Source organism: Streptomyces sp. NPDC006997 (assembly GCF_040635175.1).
Lineage (GTDB): Bacteria > Actinomycetota > Actinomycetes > Streptomycetales > Streptomycetaceae > Streptomyces.
Genome location: NZ_JBEYHH010000013.1, coordinates 1 through 20255 on the forward strand (window position 1 = coordinate 1; position 20255 = coordinate 20255).

The following is a 20255-nucleotide window of genomic DNA, read 5'->3' on the forward strand; positions in this document are numbered from 1 at the left end:
GCGGCCCCGGTCTCCTCGTCCACGCCGTAGTCCTCGACGGTGACCACGTGCCTGCCCCGGAGGTCGCCCCCGCGCCTCCACGGGTACGGCCTCGGCTACGGGAGCAGCTTGTCCAGCGCGGCGGGGCCCTCCGCCGCCAGCTTCCGCTTGGCCCACTCCAGCGTGCGCGGGGTCAGGTCCTTGCCGGACGCGAGCACCACGTCCTCGGGCGACACGTCGGTGCCGGTGCGGGCATGGAGCAGGGCGTCGGGGGTGGCGCGGTCCTGGGAGGGCTGGGACGCGCCGGACGGTGACGTAGACATGATCTGTGCTCCTCGGTCCGGGTCACTGCTGCTTCGGCCCCGCTGGTGCGATCGGGTCCGATAACTCACCATTCACCCCTGGAGCCCGCCATGCAATCCAGCGGCCCGGTACGCCGCTCGCCGCGGCGGACTCCGGTGCAGGCAGGAGTACCGTTCCCGGGCCGAAAAAAACCACTGGACGGCCGACGGGACGCCGCGTAGCGTCCCCCGCACGCCCCGAGACGACGGAGGGAGGGCAGTGCCATGAGACCGACACCGTTCCCGCGCTCCCTCCCCCCTGTCCCGGCGTGCCGTCTCTGACCGGGAGCGCTCCCCGTATCCCGGAGGATCCATGACCGACCTGGTCATCCGCGCGCTCGACGACGGCGACGCGGCCCTGTTCGACACCCTTCCCGACCCCCTGGGCCAGCAGGACACCCACCGCCGTACCCGGCACCGCGCCGACTGGCGGCGCGTCGCCCTGCGCGACGGCCGGGTCGTCGCCCGCGCCGCCTGGTGGGGCGGCCCCGACGACACCGAACCGGTCAACGTCAACTGGTTCGACGTGGCCGAGGGGGAGGAGGCGGCGGGCGCGGAGCTGCTGCGCACCGCGCCCTGGCGGGTCGAGCTGGAGCTGACCCTGCCCAGCGGCTGGCGCGAGGAGCCACGGCGGCGCGCCGCCGCCGAGACCCGGTTCGCCGCGGCCCGCGCCGCCGGGTACGAACTCCTCGTCGAGCGCTACCTGTACCGCTGGACCCCGGAGCACGGCCTGCCCGCCCGGCCCACCCGCCTGCGCCACACCCCCGAACCGGACGACGCGGTCTTCCTCGACGCCCTGTGCCGCATCCACTCCGCCACCCTCGACGCCCACGCCCTCCTCGCCATCGACAAGGGCGGCGTCGAACTGGCCGCGCGGGAGGAACTCGACTTCTTCCACTGGTGCCCGTCCCCACGCGAGTGGTGGCGGGTCGCCCGCACCCCCGAGGGCGACCCGGTGGGCATCCACATCCCCGCCCACAACCCCTCGGGCCCCTGCATCGGCTTCATCGGCGTCCTCCCGGAACACCGCGGCCACGGCTACGCCTACGACCTGCTCACCGAGTGCGCCCACTTCCTCGCCGACGAGGGCGCTCCCTTCATCGCCGCGGCCACCGACCGCGGCAACTTCCCGATGGCCGCCCACTTCAGGAAGGTCGGCTTCCCCGTCAGCCGGGAACGGGTCCACTTCCGGCCCTGACCTGACCGTCGAGGAGCCGTTCGGCCTCGGCGAGTATCTCGGTCACCCGTAGGGCGAAGGCCGCGTCGCACGGGTGGGGGACGCCGGTGCGGGCGGCGGTGTGCAGGGCGGTCACCGCCCGGGTCAGGGCGTCCACCGGGGTTTCGGTGCCGGTCGGCAGCTCGGTCACCCCGGCCGTGCCGCGCAGCTCCACACCGGCGCCCGCGGCGGCGGGGGGTGCGGTCAGGCTCAGGGTGAGGGTGCTGGTCGCGCCGCCGTCATGGTCGAGGACCAGGTGGACGGTGTCCCGGGGGCCGCGGGACGCCGCGGCCACCCGGTGCACGTCGCCGAGCACCGGCAGCAGCACGCTCAGCGCGTGCGGGCCCACGTCCCACAGGGCGCCCTTCTCCCGCCGCCACGCGGACGCGGCGAACGGGCTGTCGGTGGTGAACACCGCGCCCAGCCACTGCGCCCGCGCCGTGAACCAGCCCCCGGCCGCCGCCTGCTCCCCGATCCAGGCGTCCGCCGCCCGCTGGAACCGCGTGGTGAAGAAGACCAGCGACGCGACCCCGGCCTCCCGCACCGCCTCCGTCACCGCCCGCCCCTGCGCCACCGTCGCCGCCAGTGGCTTGTCGAGCAGCAGATGGCGGCCCGCCCGCGCCGCCCGCACCGCCAGCTCCGCCTGCGCCTCGGGCGGCAGCGCCACCGCCACCGCGTCCACGTCGGCGATCAGCGCGTCCACCTCGTCGTAGGCCCGCGTCCCGTACCGGTCGGCCAGCTCCTCCGCCGCCTGCGGACGCCGCCCCCACACCCCGGCGAACTCCACCTCGCCGTGCCCGCTCAGGGCCGGGGCGTGCGCCATCCGCGCCCACGGCCCGGTGCCCAGCAGTCCGATGCGCATGTCCTCGCCCCTCCGCCATCCAACGAATCGGTGCCGAGCGTCGCACACCCCGGGCCCGGCCCCGCAACCCCGGCCCGCGCACGACACCGGTGATTTCGCCGGTCCCCGCTCCCGGTGACGGGCCCGACAGTGGCACCGCCAGCCAGACGGCGGCGCCGCCGGACGCGGTTCACGCAACCCTCCACGCCCAGTGGACCGCGTACGGCAGGAAGGCCCGCCCCCGACCGAGAGGACTCCCCGTCGTGCAGGAGCACCCGCACAGCAGCACCGCCACCAGCGTCACACCCCCCACCGGCACCGGCCGCGCCCGCCGCACGGGCCGACTCGCAGGCCTCGCGGCGGCGGTCGCCGCCGTCGTCGGGCTCACCACCCTCACCGGCCCCGGCGCGCACGCCGCGGACAACCCCTACGAGCGCGGCCCGGCGCCGACCGAGTCCAGCATCGAGGCGCTGCGCGGCCCGTACTCCGTCTCCCAGACCAGCGTGTCGTCCCTGTTCGTCACCGGCTTCGGCGGCGGCACCATCTACTACCCGACCAGCACCGCCGACGGCACCTTCGGCGCCGTCGTCATCTCGCCCGGCTTCACCGCGTACGAGTCCTCCATCGCCTGGCTCGGACCGCGGCTCGCCTCCCAGGGCTTCGTCGTCTTCACCATCGACACCCTCACCACGCTCGACCAGCCCGACTCCCGGGGCCGTCAGCTCCTCTCCGCGCTGGACTACCTCACCGAACGCAGCTCGGTGCGCGGCCGGGTCGACAGCAGCCGGCTGGGCGTGATGGGTCACTCGATGGGCGGCGGCGGCACGCTGGAGGCCGCGAAGGACCGCCCGTCGCTCCAGGCGGCCATTCCGCTCACCCCGTGGAACACCGACAAGACCTGGCCCGAGGTGCGCACCCCCACCCTGATCATCGGGGCCGACGGCGACACGATCGCCCCGGTGATCACCCACTCCGAGCCGTTCTACAACACCCTGCCGTCGTCCCTGGACAAGGCGTACCTGGAGCTGAACGGCGCCACGCACTTCACCCCGAACTCGAACAACACCACGATCGCGAAGTACAGCATCTCGTGGCTGAAGCGGTTCATCGACAACGACACCCGCTACGAGCAGTTCCTGTGCCCGCTGCCGCGGCCCAGCTGGACCATCGAGGAGTACCGGGGCAACTGCCCGCACACCTCCTGACGCTCCGCGATCCAGTCCGCCACGGCGGCCGTGCCCCGCGCACGGCCGCCGTCGGCGTTGTGCCGGGGCCCGGCCCGGACGCCACCCGGCTGGGCAGCGGCACAGACCTGCGCCGCCGACACCGTACGAAAGAGCAGGTGGCGCGGCGGATGAGCGGCGGCGGGGCGCGGATGCCACGCTTCCGGGCCCGGTTACCTGTACGTAACCTCCCGGGAATGACCGTAACGACGACCGTGCAAGCGCCCCACCGGCTGTACGGGCGCGGCACCCAGCGCCGGGCGGTGGCCGCGCTGCTGGACCGGCTGCGGACGGACAGCGCGGTACTCGTGGTGACCGGCGAGCCCGGCCTCGGCCGGACGGCGCTGCTGGAGCACGCGGCCCGCACCTTCGACACCGGCCGGGTCCTCACCGTCCGCGCCGACCCCGCCCTCGCCCGTACCTCCTGCGCGGCCGTGCACGCGCTGTGCCGGTCGGTGGCGGCCGTGGCGGCGGAGGCGGGCGCCGCGGTCGGCGCGGCCGGGGCGCCCGCCCAGCCCGTGCGCGCCCTCCTCGACGCGCTCGCCTGCGCCACGGTGGACGCGCCGCTGCTGGTCTGCGTCGACGACGCCCACCTGTGGGACGCCGCCTCCCGAGCCGCCCTCGGCGCCGCCGCCCGGCAGTTGCACCGCACGGGCCGGGTCGGCCTGCTCGTCGCCGTCACCGGGCACCAGACGGCCGAACGGGACCTCGCCGGGCTGCCGGTGACGGGACTGCACCCGCTCCCGCCGGCGGACGCCGGGGCCCTGCTGGACGAGGTGACCGGCGGCGGCGTGGACCCCGCGGTCCGTGCGGAACTCCTCGACGAGGCCGAGGGCAACCCGGCCCTGCTGCTGGCGCTGGCCCGCCGTCTGGCGCCCGCCGAACTGGCGGGGGAACGCCCGCTGCCCCGCCCGCTCGCCGACGCCGGGACGCTCACCGGCGTGGCGGGCGACGTGCTGCGCGGCCTCACACCCGCCGCGGCCGACCTGCTGCTCACCGCGGCGGCGGCCCTGCGCGAGAGCGACGAGGTGTCGGTGGACGCCGACCTCGTCCTCCGCTCCGCACGGCGGTCGCGGCCCACCGCCTCGGCGTCCCGCGATCCGCTGCCCGACGCGATCGGCCTGGCCGACGGCCGGTTCCGGTTCGCCGGGAGCCTGCTGCGGCGGGCCGCGTACGCCGGCGCCACGCCGGAACGGCGGCGTGCCGCGCACCGGGCGCTCGCCCAGGTCCTGGCGGCCGACGGCCAGCGGCTCCCGGCGCTGCTGCACCGGGCGTGGGCCACCGGCGGGCCCGCGCCGCTGATCGCCGAGGAGCTGTCCCGCGCCGCCGCCGACCCCGCCGTCCCTGCCCCACGGCGGCTGCGCGCCCTCGCCCACGGCCGCGCAGCCCAGCTCACCGCGGACGCCGCGCGGCGGGCGGCGAGCTGGACGGCCGCCGCCGAACAGGCGCTGCACGCGGGCCGGCCCCGCTGGGCGCTGCGGCTGCTCGACGACACCGGGTACGGCACCGCGCCCGCCGCCGTCCGCGGCCGGGCCGAGCTGGTCCGGGGCCTGGCGGAACGCTACGACGGCCCGGTCGCCGACGCCCGCGAGTCCCTCCTCTCCGCCGCGGCCCTCCTCACCCCCACCGACCCGCCCCTCGCCGCCACCGCCGCCCTCACAGCCGCCGACGCGGCCTGGGCGGCCGGCGACGCGGGGGCGTGCCTTGAGGCGCTGGACGCGGGGTGGGGGGTGCGGGGCGGGGCGGTTGAGCCGGGCCCGGCGGTCGGGGCCGCCTGGGCGGCGGGCGACGCGGGGGCGGGCCTCGAAGCGCTGGACGCGGGGCTGGAGGCCTCTCGCGCCGGGCGGCCCGCACCGGGCCCGGCGGCTGAGGCCGCGTGGGTGGTGGGTGACGCCGAGGTCCACCCGGGGGCGCTCGGCGGGGGGCGGCGCGTGGCGGGTGCGAACCCGGCGGCTGACGCGGCCTGCCGCGAGGTGCCCGGCGCCGGGCGGTCCGTTCCGCTCCCGGCGGCTGACGCGGGGGCCCGCCCCGAAGCCCCCGGTGCCGGGCGGTCCGCGTCGGTTCCCGTGGGCCCGGTGGATCTCGCCGCCGACTACCGCCACGGAATGCGCGCCGTCCTCCAGGGGCGGTTCGACCTCGCCGCCGCCCCCCTGCGGCGCGTCGTGGCGGAGACCTCCGTCAGCGGGGAACCCGAGGCGCTGCTGCGGCCCGCGGTCGCCGCGCTGCTGTTGGGTGACATGTCCGCGGCGGTTCGGGCGGGGGCGAGGGCACTGGCGGCGGCCCGCGCCCACGGCGGTGACGCCCTCGTACCCCGCGCCCTGGAGTACCTCGCCTACGCCGAACTGCGCGCCGGACGCCATGCCCTGGCCTGCACCCACGCCGAGGAGGGCCTGCGCGCGGCCCAGCGCGCCGGGCAGCGCAACACCGCCGCCCACCACCACGCCGTACTCGCCCTGGCGGCGTCGATCGTGGGCGAGGGGAGCGTCGTCAGCAGCCATGTCAGCGCCGCGCTGAGCACCGCGCGGCGGCACGGGCTGGTCCAGGCCGCCACCCTCGCGCACTGGGCCGCGGCCCGCGCCGACCTCGGCCGGGGCCGCCCCCTGGAGGCCGCCGACCGGCTCGGCCCGCTGGTCAGACCCGGCCCACGGCGCGGCCACTTCGCGGTGTGGATGCTCGCGGTGCCCTGCTTCGTCGAGGCCGCCGTACTCGCCGGACGCCCCGACGACGCCCAGGGCGTCCTCGCCGACCTCGCGGTCTGGGCCTCCCTCGGCGTCGATCCGCAGGCCCCCGCCCAGCTCGCCCGCTGCCGCGCCCTGCTCGCCCCGCCCGAGCACGCCGACGCGCTCTACCTGCGCGCCCTCGACCTGCACGAGGCCGCCGTCGGCGACTTCGAACGCGCCCGCACCCAACTGCTGTACGGCAAGTGGCTGCGACGGCGCCGCCGACTGCGCGAGGCCCGCGACCGGCTCGGCGCCGCCCTCGCCGGGTTCGACCACTGCGGCGCCGGGGTCTGGGCCGGACAGACCCGCCAGGAACTGCGTGCCAACGGCGCCGCGCCCAGCGGGACCGGAGGCGGGGCGCTGTCCCGGCTCACCCCGCAGCAGTGGCGTATCGCACAGTGCGTCGCCGAGGGCGCCACCAACCGCGAGGTCGCCCGCACCCTGTCCGTGAGCACCCGCACCGTCGACTACCACCTGCGCAACGTCTTCGCCGTACTCGGCGTGCGGTCCCGGGTCGAGCTGGCCCGGCTGGTGGAGCAGTCCGAAAAGACCGGTGCACAACCCTAGGGACCGACCGGACGGTATGCCATCCTTCGGGGCAGCAAGAGTCAGATGCCGGCCGCCGCCACGGGCCACCCGACCGACCGGGAACCGGTCGGAGGCCCGCAGGCGACCGCACCGCCGGGCAACCGACCCTGGGGGAGGACCGCGATGCAGCAAGCACTACGGCCACGAACGGCGACCCGCCTTCGGCCGACCGCCGTACCGCCACCACGCGCCGGACGTCCCGTCCGGTCCCTGATCGACGCCGACGCCATCCGCGTCCTGCACCGCGCCGCCCGCGTGCTGCAGGCCGCCCTGCCCGACCTCACCGACCGGCTGGTGGCCGTCCTCCAGGAGGAGGAGGCGTGCTACCGGTCCGCCATGGAGACCGAGCCCGTCGCCACCTGGCAGGAGGTGCACCGTTCGCTGGGGCACAGCATCGCCTCGCTGCTCGACCCGCGCGGCGCCCGGGACGGCGCCCGCCGCTGCACCTGGAAGATCGGTGCCCGCCGCGCCGAACAGGGCATCCCGCTCGACGCCCTGCTGCACGCCTTCCGGCTGGGCGGCTCCCTGGTGTGGCAGGGCCTGGTCGAGGAGACCTCCCGCGCCGCCCCCGAGGACATCCGGCTGCTGGTGCACGTGGCGTCCGACGTCTGGAACTTCGTCGACGAGCACTGCTCCCTCGTCGCCGAGTCCTACCGGCAGGTCGAGCGGCAGCTGGCCTGGCGCCGCGAGAACCGGGTACGGGTGCTCGCCGCCGCCCTGCTCGACGGCACCAGCCGCATCGCCGACCTGCCCGAGGCCGCCGAGGTGCTCGACCTGCCGGAGAGCGGGCGGTACGCCGTCGTCGCCGTCGCGGGCGGGCACCCCGCGCAGTGCGCCGACGCCCGCGCCGCCGCCGTACCGCCGGGCCTGCCCGTGCACTGGTACTCCGGCGCCGACGTGGACCACGGCATCGTCCTGGTCGGCGACGGCGACCTGCCCGAGCCGGTGATCGAGCCGACCGGGCCGACCGCGGGCGTCCGGATCGGCATCGGCGGCGTGGTGGAGGGGCTGGCCGCGGTGGGCGACGCCCGCCGCCTCGCCGACACCGCGCTCACCATCTGCCCGCCGGAGGGCGGCGCGGTCCGGCTCGCCGACCACCTGCCCGCCGCGCTGATCGTCACCTCACCCGAGCTGGGCGCCGCCCTCTCGCACCGCGTGCTCGGCCCGCTCGCCCAGCTGGACCCCGCCGACCGCGAGGTCCTCCTGGACACCCTCGCCGCCTGGCTCGCCTGCGACGGCTCCGCCCAGCGCGCCGCCCGCCGCCTGTACTGCCACCGCAACACCGTCCTCAACCGGCTGCGCCGCTTCGAACAGCTCACCGACCGCTCCCTGGCCCGCCCCGCCGACCTCGCGGAGATCACCCTGGCGCTGACGGCACGGCGGCTGCTGCGGCCCTGAGTTCAGCGGGCGGCGCCCACCGGGACGCCCAGCCGCCTGGCCACGGCGGTGAGGGTGTCGCCGAGCGGGAGCGCGACCCGGGTGCGGGCGTGCCGGTCGCCCCGGGTCGGGTCCCGGTTGACGATCACCACCGGCTTCCCGGCCTCGGCCGCCTGCCGGACGAACCGGAGTCCCGACATCACCGTCAGGGAGGAGCCGAGGACCAGCAGCGAGGTGGCCGCCCGGACCAGCTCACGGCAGTGCTCGACCCGGCGCGGCGGCACGTTCTCACCGAAGAACACCACGTCCGGCTTGAGGACACCGCCGCACCCGGCGCACGGCACCACACGGAAGTCGCCCACCTGCTCGTCGGTGAGGTCGGCGTCGCCGTCCGGGTTGAGTCCGGCGGCCACCGGCGCGAAGCCCGCGTTGGCCCGCCGGAGCCGTGCCGCGAGGTCACGGCGCGGGCTGAGGGCGCCGCAGGACAGGCAGACGACCCGGTCCAGGCTCCCGTGGAGTTCCACGACGCCCTCGCTGCCCGCGGCCTGGTGCAGACCGTCGACGTTCTGGGTGATCACCCCCGCCAGCAGCCCGTGCCGCCCGAACGCGGCCACCGCCAGGTGCCCGGCGTTGGGCAGCGCCCGCCCGAAGGTCCGCCAGCCGAGGTGGCTGCGCGCCCAGTACCGGCGCCGGGCCCGCGCGCTGCCGGTGAAGTCCTGGAACGTCATCGGCGTGTGCCGGTTCAGGCTCCCGCCCGCACCCCGGTAGTCCGGGATGCCCGACTCGGTGGAGATCCCCGCCCCGCTCAGCACGAGCACCCCGCCCACGGCCAGCACGTCGGCGACCGGGCCCGGGTCGGCCGTTCCCGGCGGCAGGTCCTCGGGCGGGGTCCAGGTCAGGGTGGGGCGCGTCCGCATGACATCAGGGTACGGGCGCGGCGTCGGCGGCAGACCGGACCGGGGATGCCCGCGCGCATCCGACCGACCGCCCCGGAGTCCTCCTCCGGCCGGACCAGCCGCGCGACCAGGTCACAGCCGGAACCGGACCGCCGCCCCGTGCTCCACCGGCAGCTCCAGCCGCCGCAGGTCGGAGCCGTCCGGCAGCACCGCGAAGGCGTCGGCGAACGCGCGCCCGCCGGTCGGCCGGGTCGTGGCAGCTGGTGTGCCGCCGCCCGTCGAGGCCGAACAGCGTGTGCGGGTCCTGTCGAGACACAGGTCTTCCCTTCTCTGTCTTCCCCGAGCGTGTCCTCCTGCCTTCCCCCAGCGCGCGCACCGGGCGTCCGGGCGGGGAGCGCGGGCCGCGGCGGAGGCCCCGCGCGCGACGTCGTACCCAAGGCGGACCATAACGGGGAGGTCACGCGGGCCACCGGCGCGCGCCAGCGCCCTGGGCACCCGCACAAGTCGGCACCACCCGGGTTGGGAAGACGCAGCGTCAGCGTGGTGAAGCCTGTACCGGCGCGCGGCGCCCGTGCTGTCGTGAGCGGCACCTTCCCACCCCAGCCCGTGCCCGCTCCGGCACGGACCCGAGGAGCCGTGATGCCCGAAGCACCACCGGACGGTGAGCCCGCGCTGCACGTCGAGGACCTCGACGTGACCTACGGCCGCGCCCTGTCCGCCCTGCGTTCCGTGTCCCTGACCGTCCCACCAGGCGGCGTCGTCGCCCTGCTCGGCGCCAACGGCGCGGGCAAGACGACCCTCCTGCGCGCGGTCTCGGGCACGCTGCGACTGCATCGCGGCGCCGTCACGGCGGGCCGGATCCGCTACGGCGACACCGTCCTCGACGGCCAGGACCCCGTCGCCGCCGTCCGCTCCGGAGTCGTCCAGGTGCCCGAGGGCCGACGGGTGTTCGCCGGGCTCAGCGTGGAGGAGAACCTGCGCGCGGGCGCCCTCGGCCTCGGCCGCCGCGGCGCCCACCAGGCGAAGGAGGCCCGCGACCGGGTCTTCGCGCTCTTCCCGCGGCTCGCGGAGCGTACCCAGCAGGCCGCCGGTCTGCTCTCCGGCGGCGAGCAGCAGATGCTCGCCATCGGCCGCGCCCTGATGGCCGCCCCCCGGCTGCTCCTGCTCGACGAGCCCTCCCTCGGCCTCGCCCCGCGCATGGTGCACCGGATCGCCGAGGTGATCCGCGAGATCAACGCCCAGGGCACCGCCGTCCTCCTCGTCGAACAGAACGCCGGAATGGCGCTGTCCCTCGCGGACCACGCCTACGTCCTCGACGTCGGCGAGGTCGGCCTCGCCGGACCCGCCGACGAACTCGCCCGCACCGACGCGGTACGCCGCCTCTACCTGGGCGAGGCCGCCACCGAAGGTCAGGGGGCCGCGTGACCACCCGTACCACCGCACCTCCGCTCCCGCTCGAAGTCAGCGGCGTCACCGTCCGGTTCGCCGGTCTGACCGCCCTCGACGACGTCTCCTTCACCGTCGCCCCCGGCTCGGTGCACGCCGTCATCGGACCCAACGGCGCGGGCAAGTCCACCTGCTTCAACGTCCTGTCGGGCCTGTACCGGCCCGCGAGCGGCACGGTCCGCCTCGGCGCGGCCGAGCTGACCCGGCTCGCCCCGCACCGGATCGCCGCCCTCGGGGTCGCCCGCACCTTCCAGAACATCGTCACCACCCAGGGCACCGTCGCCGACAACCTGATGCTCGGCCGCCACGCCCTGTCCCACGCGGGCTTCGCCGCCAGCGCCCTGCGCCTGCCGCAGGCCCGCCGCGAACAGCGCGAGCACCTCGCCCGCGCCCGCGAACTCGCCCACCTCACCGGGCTGGCCGACCACTTCGACGCCCCCGTCGCCGCGCTCTCCTACGGCGACCGCAAGCGCGTCGAGTTCGCCCGCGCCCTCTGCCTGGAACCCCGCGTGCTGCTCCTCGACGAACCGGTCGCCGGCATGAACGCCGCCGAACGCGCCCGCACCGCCGAGGTCATCCGCGCCGTACGAGAGGAACTCGGACTCTCCGTGCTGCTCGTCGAACACGACATGGGCCTGGTCATGCGCCTCGCCGACGAGGTCACCGTCCTCGACTTCGGCAAGGCCATCGCCCACGGCACCCCCGAAGAGGTCCAACGCGACCCCGAGGTGCTGCGCGCCTACCTCGGCACCGAAGCGGACGGCACCACCGACAGCGGGGAGGACGCCGCATGACCACCTTCGTGGACAACGTCCTCAACGGCCTCGCCCTCGGCTCGGTCTACGCCCTGGTCGCCCTCGGCTTCGTGATCATCTTCAAGGCGTCCGGCGTCCTCAACTTCGCCCACGGCTCCCTGCTGCTGCTCGGCGGCTACCTCACCGCCGTCCTCCACGACGACCTCGGCTTCGCCGGGGCGCTCGCCCTCGCCATCCTGGCGACGGCGACCGTGGCGGGCCTCCTCGACCGGTTCGTCCTGCAACGCACCGGCGGGCAGGACGCGCACGCCGCGCACGTGCAGACCATCGTCACCATCGGCATCGACATCGTCCTCGTCACCGACCTGGCCCGGCGCATCGGCGGCGACCTGATGAGCACCGGCGACCCCTGGGGCGACTCGGTCACCACCGTCGGGTCGTTCACGGTCGCGGACAGCCGGATCGCCGCGATCGTCGTCTCCGCCCTCGTCATCGCCGGGGTCTTCGCCCTCTTCCGGTACAGCACCTGGGGCCTGTCGCTGCGCGCGGCGGCCGAGGACGTGGAGGCGGCGGCGCTGATGGGCGTACGGCTCACCCGCGTGCGCACCCTCGCCTGGTGCCTCGCGGGCGGCCTCGCCGCGCTCGCCGCCGTGTTCCTGGTGGCGTTCCCGGCCCCCGGCCTGGAACGCACCACCGGTCAGATCGCGCTGAAGGCGTTCCCCGCCGCCATCCTCGGCGGCCTCGCCTCCCCGCCCGGCGCCCTCGCGGGCAGCCTGCTGATCGGCCTCACCGAGGCGCTCGTCGCGGGCTACCAGTCCGACCTGCACGTCCTCGGCGAGGGCTTCGGCGACGTCGCCCCGTACGCCGTGATGGTGCTGGTCCTCCTGGTACGGCCCACCGGACTGTTCGGCGCGAAGGGAGCGGCACGTGTCTGACCTCGCCAAGTGGGCCCGCTGGGTGGTGCCCGTGGCACTGATGTGCGCCCTCCCCTTCTACCTGGAGGCGTTCTGGCTGCGGATCGGCCTGTTCGCCATGGCGGCGGCCATCGGCGCGGTCGGCCTCAGCCTGCTCTCCGGCACCGCCGGCCAGCTCTCCCTCGGCCACGCCTTCTTCCTCGCCGTCGGGGCCTACGGCTACGCCTGGTTCGCCGGTGACCCGGGCCTCGGCCTGCCGCCCGTCCTCGCCCTGGTGTGCGCGGTGCTGCTCGCCGGGGCCGCGGGCGGCCTGTTCAGCCCCGTCGCGGGCCGGGTGCGCGGCATCTACCTCGGCGTCGCCACCCTCGCGCTGGTCTTCCTCGGCCACCACGTCCTGCTCACCGCGGACTCCGTCACCGGCGGCTTCAACGGCCGCTCGGTGCCCCCGCTGACCGTCGGCGGCTTCAGCTTCGGCGACGACACCGACCTCACCGTCCTCGGCGTGCCGTTCGGCACCGAGGAACGCCTGTGGTACCTCGGCCTGCTGCTCTTCGCCGTCACCTGCCTCACCGCCCGCGGCGTCCTGCGGGGCCGCCCCGGACGCGCCCTGGTGGCGCTGCGCGACAGCGAGACCGCGGCGTCCGTGATGGGCGTCAACGTGGCCCGCTACCGCTCGGCGGCGTTCGTCGTGTCGTCGATGTACGCGGGTCTGGCGGGCGCCCTGCTGGCCCTCGGCTTCCGCCGCATCGTCCCCGACTACTTCGGCCTCGCCCTCTCCGTCGACTACCTCGCCATGATCGTCATCGGCGGCCTCGGCTCCGTCGCCGGGGCGGTGGCGGGCGCGGCCTTCGTCACCGCGCTGCCGCTGCTGATGACCCGCTACGCCGACCATCTGCCGCTGGTCACGGCACCCGGCACCGGTGAGGGCGGCGTCGGCCCGACCGAGGCCGCCCGCTACCTCTACGGCGCCGCCATCGTCGTCGTCCTGCTCTACGCGCCGGACGGCCTGCACGGCCTGACCCGCCGGGTGCGGGCCCGCGTGCGCGGCGGACGCCGCACCGACCCATCCCAGGAACCGACCTCGGCCGCTTCGGCCACCCCGTCCGCACCAGCCACCTCAGCAGCGTCAGCCGCACGAGCCAAGGAGCACACCCCGTGAACGTCAAGCCCCGCAGGCACCGCACCACCTCCAGAATCGTCCTCGCCTCGGCCGTGTCGGCGCTCCTGCTCGCGGGCACCGCGTGTAGCTCCAAGGCGGACAACGAGGAGGCCACCAGTGGCGCCGACGGCGTGAAGACCGGCCCCGGCGTCACCGAGAAGACCATCACCCTGGGCGCGCTGACCGACCTCACCGGCCCCTACGCCACCCTCGGCAAGTCCATCGTGCAGGCGCAGCAGATGTGGGCCGACGAGATCAACGCCGAGGGCGGCATCTGCGGCCGCGAGATCAAGATCGTCGTCGAGGACCACGGCTACGACGTCCAGAAGGCGGTCACCGCCTACGCCGACATCTCACCCGACGTGGTGGCGCTGCCGCAGGTCATCGGCTCCCCGGTGGTCGCGGCGCTGCTCGACGACATCGAGAGCGACCACCTGCTGACCTTCCCGCAGGCGTGGGCGGCCTCCCTGCTCGGCAAGGACGCCGTCCAGGTCCTCGGCACCACCTACGACGTCGACATGATCGCCGCCGTCGACTTCCTCACCCGAACCGCCAAGCTGAAGAAGGGCGACTCGATCGGCCACGTCTACTTCGAGGGCGACTACGGCACCAACGCCCTGGAGGGCTCCACCTGGGCCGCCGAGAAGGCGGGCATGAAGGTCGTCGACCAGAAGATCAAGGCCACCGACACCGACCTGTCCGCGCAGGTCTCCGCGCTGCGCAAGGCGGGCGTCAAGGCCATCCTGATCAGCGCGGGCCCGGCGCAGACGGCGTCCCTCGCGGGCGTCGCGGCCTCCCGCGGCCTCCAGGTCCCGATCGTCACCAGCGCCCCCGGCTACGCCCCGCAGCTGATGAAGACCCCGGCGGCCAAGGCGCTGGAGGCCATGGTCCACATCGTCAGCGCCGCCCCGGCGGTCAGTTCCAACCTGCCGGGCGTGAAGAACATGGTCGGGGCGTACGAGAAGAAGTACCCCGGTTCCCCGGTCGACTCCGGCGTGCTCTCGGGCTACAACGCGGCCAAGCTGATCGGTGAGGACCTGGAGAACGCCTGCGAGAGCGGCAGCCTCGCCCGCGCGGACGTGGTCAAGGCGCACCGCGCCCAGACCAAGGCCGACACCGGCCTCGGCACCCCGCAGAACTTCTCCGACGTCAACAGCCCCGCGAGCCTGTCCACCTACGTCCTCAAGCCCGACGCGAAGTCGGTCGGCGGCGTGATCGGCGTGGAGGACGCGCACGAGGCGCCTGGCGTGGCGGAGTACCTGAAGGGCAAGGGCGCCTGACGCCCCACGGAACCGACTGCCGCCCGGACTCGTTTCCCGGCCGGGCGGCAGTCTCGTGCCCGGCGCCCCCGCTCACCCGCCCGCTCTGGTCGCCCCGGTCGCCTCGCCCAGCAGGGCGGCGAGCCGGGCGGCGGTCTTCTCCCCGGCCCGCTGCCTGATCAGCCCCTCCTTGGCGGCGGCCCGCAGCCGCACCTGGGAGCCACCCTCACCGGCCTGTCGCACCCACACGGTCACCACGACCGGATTCAGGCCACCGGCACCACCACCGGCGACGACCCGGAGCATCTCGGTGCCGTCGTCCCCGGCCCCGCTCCCGACCGCGCGGCCCGCGCCGCTCAGCACACCGAAGACACGCCGCACCGCCTCGTCGAACGGCAGGGGCACGAGCAGCTCGATCTCCTGGACGTTCTTCTTCATCCGCTTGGCCACCACCCGGACCAGGCGACCACTGCCCCCGCCCACCGCGCCAAGGGCGGCAAGCTCCTCAGCCAGGATCCGGTCCTCGTACTGCTCCACGAAATCAACCCCCACGTCGATGGGCCCCACCGGACCGTCACACGCCATCCTGCCGGGCGAGGAACTCCTCGTAAGCGGCCCGCTGTCCGGGATCCATGAAACCCTGCCGGACCCCGCGGGCCTTCTCCTCAAGCCAGTGCGCCTCGCCGGGATCCAGCAGTTCGGCGACCACCACCCCGCCACGGGCCACCGCCGTACGCCCTCCCGCCCGACGGCGGAAGAGTGTGAACGGCCCGAACGTCGCCGGACGCGCCAGCTCCGGCCCCTCCTCCGCCTCGGCGTGCCCACCGCCCGGGTAGCCGCCGGGCGCCCAGTGCTCCCACGACGCCAGCGTGGCCGCGGGCACCAGCACCGCCCGTTCCGCCTCCGCCCGCCCCTCCCACAGGAACGTGACGGTGACGGGCTCCCCCACGGCCTCGGCCAGCCCGAGCACCCTCTCCACCTCGTCGTTGACCGGACAACCCACCACTACGTCGATCTGAATGCCCGTGGACCCCATGCGACCCACTCTAAGAGCGGGCACCGACAACGCCGTTGGCGCCGTGACCGGCTGCCGTCGGCGGGCTCCGCTCCGGGGCGTCGGACGGAGCGTGTCGCGTCGGGCGTTTCCTCCGGATCATTCGCGTCGTTGGCATGGATGTGCCTTTGCCGACCCCTCCCCGCCCCGACTTCCGAGGGCAGGCGAACGGAGTGCCCTGTGCGAATGACCGACCTCCAGCGTTGCGAGATCCGGCCCGGACGGCTGGTGGAGTGGACGCTGCATCCCGCGACCGTCGAGACGGCGACCGGCCTGGGGGAGGACGTCCGGCCACCCGCGTACGTACAGGAGTCCCATCTTCGAACGGCGCGGACGGTGCGGGAGGACGGGCTGTTCGTGCCCACCTGGCTGGGGGCCGCGTTCGACATCCCCGGCGACGTCGACCTCGACGTCCTGCACGGCGCCCTGCGGGCCTGGACGCTGCGGCACGAGACGCTGCGCAGCGGGTTCCGGTGGGTCGGTGACGACATGCGCCGGTTCACGCTGGACCCGGACGCGGTCCGGCTGCACCGCGAGGACCGCGGGGACTTCTCCGACGCGGCGACGCTGAGCCGCTACCTCCAGGACCGCTTCGACGTCGCCGCGGACGCCCTCGGCTGGCCGAACTTCCTCTACACGGCCGTCCTCAGGGAGGGCAGCGCGAGCGTGTACATGGCCTTCGACCACAGCAACGTCGACGCGTACTCCCTGCACCGCATCCCCGCCGAGATCCACGAACTGTACGCGGCCGGTCTGGAGGGCCGCGGCGTGCCCACGGCCCCGGCCGCCAGCTACATCGACTTCTGCGCGAGAGAGCGCACCGACGCCGACCGGATCGACGGCACGCACCCGGTCGTCGCCCGCTGGCGGGAGTTCGTCGCCCGGTGCGGCGGGACGCTGCCCAACTTCCCCGTCGACCTCGGGCTCGACGCCAGCGCCGGGAAGCCGCTGCCACCGCAGAAGCTGATGCACGAGATGCTCGTCGACGAGCGCGACGCCGCCGCCTTCGAGGCCTACTGCCGCCCGCACGGCGGAACCCTGGTCGGCGTCCTCGCGGCCACCGCGCTCATCGTCCACGAGCTGACCGGGCAGCCGGTCTACCGCACCGTCGTACCGTTCCACACCAGGATGAAGTCCCGCTGGTCGGACTCGGTCGGCTGGTACGTGGGCGGGGCGCCGATCGAGATCCCGGCGGGGCGGGCCGACGGCTTCGACGGCGCCGTGCGGATGGTCCGCTCCGCGCTGCGGGACGCCCGGCCGCTGGCCCAGCTGCCCATCGCCCGGGTGCTGCGCCTGCTGGGCTCCGACTTCCGGCCCACCTCACCGGACCTCTACTCGATCGTCTCCTACGTGGACGCCCGCGCCACCGTGGGCTCCGAACGGTGGCGGGAGCTGAACGCCTACGGCCTCATCCGGGTGTCGTACGGCGACCAGGTGTGCGTGTGGATCACCCGGCTGCACGAGGGCCTCCAGTTCGCCAGCCGCTACCCCAGCACCGACCCCGCCTACCGGAACATGCGCCGGTACGTCGAGCTGCTGCGCGAACACGTCCTGTCGGCGGCGCGCGCGGGCATTCAGCTGCCCCGCTGCTGAATCCGTTCACCTCTCTCTATTGGACCTCCGGCGCGCGGGCCGTCACGCTGGATCACGTCCGGCGTCGTACCCACCGGCCCGCCGGACGCCGGGTTCCGCGCGACAGTCGAAAGAGGTCACGAGCAGATGCACACTCGCCGTATCGGTGCCGTCGACGTCAGTGCGATCGGGCTGGGCGCCATGCCCATGTCGATCGAGGGGCGTCCGGACGAGGCCCGCTCCCTGGCCGCCGTCCACGCCGCCCTGGACGCGGGCGTCACCCTCATCGACACCGCCGACGCCTACCACCGCGACGCCGACGAGGTCGGCCACAACGAGACGCTCGTCGCCAAGGCCCTCGCCGAGCACGAGCGGGGCGCCGACGTCCTCGTCGCCACCAAGGGCGGCCACCTGCGGCCCGGCGACGGCAGCTGGACCGTCGACGGCAGCCCCCGCCACCTCAAGGAGGCCTGCGAGGCGTCGCTGCGGCGGCTCGGCGTGGAGGCCATCGGCCTGTACCAGTTCCACCGCCCCGACCCGCGGGTGCCGTACGAGGAGTCGGTCGGCGCGCTGCGCGACCTGCTGGACGAGGGCAAGATCCGGATGGCCGGGATCTCCAACGCGAACCCGGAGCGCATCAAGCTCGCCAACGACATCCTCGGCGGACGGCTCGTCTCCGTGCAGAACCAGTTCTCGCCCGCCTTCCGCTCCAGCGAGCCGGAGCTGCGGCTCTGCGACGACCTCGGCATCGCCTTCCTGCCGTGGAGCCCGCTCGGCGGCATCTCCCGCGCCGGTGAACTGGGCTCCGCGCACGCCCCGTTCGCCCGGATCGCCGAGGCGCACGGGGTGAGCCCGCAGCGGGTCTGCCTGGCCTGGATGCTCGCCAAGTCCCCCGTCGTCATCCCCATCCCGGGCGCCAGCAGGCCGGAGACGATCCGGGACTCGGTGGCGGCGACGGACCTCGTCCTCACCACCGCCGAACTCGCGGAGCTGGACGCGGCGTGACCCCGGCGGTCGGTCTCCGTCCGCGGACTGGCATCGGCCGACATCGCCTCCCTAGGATGTACTCCCGGTCACGCCAGCCGAGTTGACGCTCGGCACAACGCGGGGGGAACGATGCAGACGGACAAGCCGCTGTCCACGGAGATCGACGCCAGCGTCCCGACGGCCGCGCGGATGTACGACCACTACCTCGGCGGCAAGGACAACTACGCCGCCGACCGCGCCGCCTGCGAGCAGCTCGACAAGGTGGTGCCCAGCACCCGCCGCCTCGCCCTGAACAACCGCCGGTTCCTCCAGCGGGTCGTCAGGACGCTCGCCGAGGAGCACGGCATCCGGCAGTTCCTCGACCACGGGTCCGGCCTGCCCACCCAGGACAACGTCCACCAGGTCGCCCAGCGCGTCGACCCCGGCGCGCACGTCGTCTACGTCGACAACGACCCGATGGTGCTCGTCCACGGGCGGGCCCTGCTGGAGCAGGACGAGCGCACGGCCGTGATCCACGCCGACCTGCGGGAGACCGACGGGATACTCGCGCACCCCGAGACCCAGCGGCTGATCGACTTCTCCCAGCCGGTGGCCGTGCTGTTCAACTCCGTCTTCCACTGCATCCCGGACAGCGACACCGACGGCCCGCTCGCGGTGGCCACCCGGGTGCGGGAGCGGCTGGTGCCGGGCAGCGTGATGGTGATGTGCCAGCTGGTCAGCGAGGACGCCGAGGTGCGCGCCTTCGTCACCGACTTCATGGACCAGGTCACCCAGGGGCACTGGGGGCGGGTGCGGGAGCCGAAGGACGTGGAGCGGCTGTTCGAGGGTCTCGACGTGCTGGAGCCGGGGCTGGTGGAGGTCTCCACCTGGCGTCCCGACACCGAGGTGGCGCCCCGGCAGCTCACCCACGAGTGGATCGAGTTCGGCGGGGTCGGGATCGTCCGCTGAGGGAGCGGAGAAGGCAGGGAGCGGTGGAGACGGCGGCGGACCGGGGTCAGTACCGGGTCCGCAGCGTCTCGCCCATCAGCTCCAGCGACTCCCTCGGCGTCAGCGCCTCGTCCGCCAGCCGGTCCAGGACGACCCGGTACTCCTCGGTCTCGTCACGGTCCTCCAGGAAGTGGGCGCTTCGGATGTGCTCCAGATAGACCACGTCCGGCAGGTCGAGGCCGCCGAAGCGCAGATACGTGACCGGGATCGTCGGCGACGACGCGTTCGTGGCGTCCAGCGGCACGACCTGCACGGTGACATGGGGGAGCTGGGCCATCTCCAGCAGATGCGTCAGCTGGTCCCGCATCACCGCCCGGCTGCCCAGCACCCGCAGCAGCACCGACTCGTCGATGATCGCCCACAGCTGCGGCGGGTCCGCCCGGTGCAGCAGCTCGGCGCGCTTGGTCCGCAGCTCCACCCGGCGCCGTACCTCGGGGCCGGGCGCGGTCGGCAGCCCGCGGTCCATCACGGCCTGGGTGTACGCCGGGATCTGGAGCAGGCCGGGGACGTACTGGATCTCGAAGGTGCGGATCGCGGCGGCGGCCTCCTGGAGGCCCACCAGCCGGTCGAACCACTCCGGCATCAGCCGCTTGTCGTACCGCTGCCACCAGCCCGGCTCCCCGGCCCGCCGCAGCAGCTTCAGCAGCACCGAACCCTCGTACTCGTCGGTGCCGTACAGCTTCAGCAGGGCGCGGACGTCGGCCTCGGAGGGGGGTCTGCGGCCCTTGCCGGACTCGATGCGGGACAGCTTCGCCGCGCTGAATCCGAGAGCCCTGGCCGCCTGGTCCTGGGCGTACCCGGCGTCCTCGCGGAAACCGGCCAGCTGCACGCCCACCAGCATCTTCAGGAGGGTGGGTGCCGGCTCGGTCCGGGCCAGATAGGTTTCGAGACGGGAGATGCGCTGCGACTCGGCGGACATCCTGGCTCCCAGCAACCGGCAG

18 protein-coding genes are annotated in these 20255 nt (G+C 74.7%); 12 read left to right on the plus strand and 6 right to left on the minus strand.

Features of this window, described 5'->3' with window-relative positions; translation table 11 throughout:
* Positions 1-95: 95 nt before the first annotated feature.
* Positions 96-302: a hypothetical protein gene (locus ABZ659_RS14890; RefSeq protein ID WP_360218580.1), complete on the minus strand. Its 207-nt coding sequence runs from the start codon at positions 300-302 to the stop codon at positions 96-98.
* A 331-nt stretch (positions 303-633) separates the two neighbouring features.
* On the opposite strand from ABZ659_RS14890, the gene ABZ659_RS14895 reads away from it, so the two are divergent.
* The gene (locus ABZ659_RS14895; protein ID WP_360218583.1) at positions 634-1518 is read left to right on the plus strand and encodes a GNAT family N-acetyltransferase; all 885 of its coding nucleotides are present in this window, start codon (positions 634-636) and stop codon (positions 1516-1518) included.
* Here the strand turns inward: ABZ659_RS14895 and ABZ659_RS14900 are convergent.
* The gene (locus ABZ659_RS14900) at positions 1487-2398 is read right to left on the minus strand and encodes a Gfo/Idh/MocA family oxidoreductase (RefSeq protein ID WP_360218586.1); all 912 of its coding nucleotides are present in this window, start codon (positions 2396-2398) and stop codon (positions 1487-1489) included. The two genes, ABZ659_RS14895 and ABZ659_RS14900, sit on opposite strands and share 32 nt — an antisense overlap.
* 242 nt (positions 2399-2640) lie before the next feature.
* Here ABZ659_RS14900 and ABZ659_RS14905 point away from each other — a divergent pair, with 242 nt between their 5' ends.
* From ABZ659_RS14905 to ABZ659_RS14915, 3 genes are all read left to right on the plus strand, one after another.
* Positions 2641-3582 carry a dienelactone hydrolase family protein gene (locus ABZ659_RS14905; RefSeq protein ID WP_360218589.1) on the plus strand — a complete coding sequence of 314 codons (942 nt, stop codon included), beginning with the start codon at positions 2641-2643 and terminating at the stop codon, positions 3580-3582.
* A 215-nt stretch (positions 3583-3797) separates the two neighbouring features.
* Positions 3798-6887, plus strand: coding sequence for a LuxR C-terminal-related transcriptional regulator (locus ABZ659_RS14910; RefSeq protein WP_360218592.1), 3090 nt, complete (start codon positions 3798-3800; stop codon positions 6885-6887).
* A 144-nt stretch (positions 6888-7031) separates the two neighbouring features.
* Positions 7032-8306: a helix-turn-helix domain-containing protein gene (locus ABZ659_RS14915; protein ID WP_360218595.1), complete on the plus strand. Its 1275-nt coding sequence runs from the start codon at positions 7032-7034 to the stop codon at positions 8304-8306.
* 2 nt (positions 8307-8308) lie between these two features.
* On the opposite strand, the gene ABZ659_RS14920 is transcribed toward ABZ659_RS14915, so the two are convergent.
* Positions 8309-9202, minus strand: coding sequence for an NAD-dependent protein deacetylase (locus tag ABZ659_RS14920; protein WP_360218598.1), 894 nt, complete (start codon positions 9200-9202; stop codon positions 8309-8311).
* Between the two features lie 618 nt (positions 9203-9820).
* Between ABZ659_RS14920 and ABZ659_RS14925 the strand changes: the two genes are divergently transcribed.
* The 5 genes from ABZ659_RS14925 to ABZ659_RS14945 are packed head-to-tail and all read left to right on the plus strand — an operon-like array spanning position 9821 to position 14735.
* Positions 9821-10606 (plus strand): ABC transporter ATP-binding protein, encoded by a 786-nt coding sequence (locus ABZ659_RS14925; protein WP_360218601.1) that lies wholly within the window; start codon positions 9821-9823, stop codon positions 10604-10606.
* Complete coding sequence (locus tag ABZ659_RS14930; RefSeq protein ID WP_360218604.1) at positions 10603-11421, plus strand: ABC transporter ATP-binding protein; 819 nt, start codon at positions 10603-10605, stop codon at positions 11419-11421. Before ABZ659_RS14925 ends, ABZ659_RS14930 begins: the two co-directional genes overlap by 4 nt.
* Positions 11418-12317 carry a branched-chain amino acid ABC transporter permease gene (locus ABZ659_RS14935; RefSeq protein WP_360218607.1) on the plus strand — a complete coding sequence of 300 codons (900 nt, stop codon included), beginning with the start codon at positions 11418-11420 and terminating at the stop codon, positions 12315-12317. The genes ABZ659_RS14930 and ABZ659_RS14935 overlap by 4 nt, the downstream gene beginning before the upstream one ends.
* A 40-nt stretch (positions 12318-12357) precedes the next feature.
* Entirely contained in the window at positions 12358-13455 is a 1098-nt protein-coding gene (locus tag ABZ659_RS14940) for a branched-chain amino acid ABC transporter permease (protein ID WP_360219048.1), read from the plus strand.
* Positions 13452-14735, plus strand: a complete 1284-nt coding sequence (locus ABZ659_RS14945) for an ABC transporter substrate-binding protein (RefSeq protein WP_360218610.1) — start codon at positions 13452-13454, stop codon at positions 14733-14735. Before ABZ659_RS14940 ends, ABZ659_RS14945 begins: the two co-directional genes overlap by 4 nt.
* Before the next feature lie 72 nt (positions 14736-14807).
* On the opposite strand, the gene ABZ659_RS14950 is transcribed toward ABZ659_RS14945, so the two are convergent.
* Together ABZ659_RS14950 and ABZ659_RS14955 are read right to left on the minus strand one after the other, a co-directional pair.
* Positions 14808-15266: a hypothetical protein gene (locus ABZ659_RS14950; protein WP_360218613.1), complete on the minus strand. Its 459-nt coding sequence runs from the start codon at positions 15264-15266 to the stop codon at positions 14808-14810.
* 22 nt (positions 15267-15288) lie between these two features.
* Positions 15289-15750 carry a hypothetical protein gene (locus tag ABZ659_RS14955; RefSeq protein ID WP_360218616.1) on the minus strand — a complete coding sequence of 154 codons (462 nt, stop codon included), beginning with the start codon at positions 15748-15750 and terminating at the stop codon, positions 15289-15291.
* 204 nt (positions 15751-15954) lie between these two features.
* Between ABZ659_RS14955 and ABZ659_RS14960 the strand changes: the two genes are divergently transcribed.
* The 3 genes from ABZ659_RS14960 to ABZ659_RS14970 all read left to right on the plus strand — a co-directional run bounded on the left by ABZ659_RS14960 (position 15955) and on the right by ABZ659_RS14970 (position 19275).
* A complete protein-coding gene (locus ABZ659_RS14960; RefSeq protein ID WP_360218619.1) occupies positions 15955-17361 on the plus strand; it encodes a condensation domain-containing protein in 1407 nt (468 codons plus the stop codon).
* A 126-nt stretch (positions 17362-17487) separates the two neighbouring features.
* A complete protein-coding gene (locus ABZ659_RS14965) occupies positions 17488-18345 on the plus strand; it encodes an aldo/keto reductase (RefSeq protein ID WP_360218622.1) in 858 nt (285 codons plus the stop codon).
* Between the two features lie 111 nt (positions 18346-18456).
* Positions 18457-19275 carry an SAM-dependent methyltransferase gene (locus ABZ659_RS14970; protein ID WP_360218625.1) on the plus strand — a complete coding sequence of 273 codons (819 nt, stop codon included), beginning with the start codon at positions 18457-18459 and terminating at the stop codon, positions 19273-19275.
* A gap of 46 nt (positions 19276-19321) precedes the next feature.
* Here ABZ659_RS14970 and ABZ659_RS14975 read toward each other — a convergent pair whose 3' ends face one another.
* Positions 19322-20233, minus strand: coding sequence for a helix-turn-helix transcriptional regulator (locus tag ABZ659_RS14975; protein ID WP_360218628.1), 912 nt, complete (start codon positions 20231-20233; stop codon positions 19322-19324).
* Positions 20234-20255: the final 22 nt, after the last annotated feature.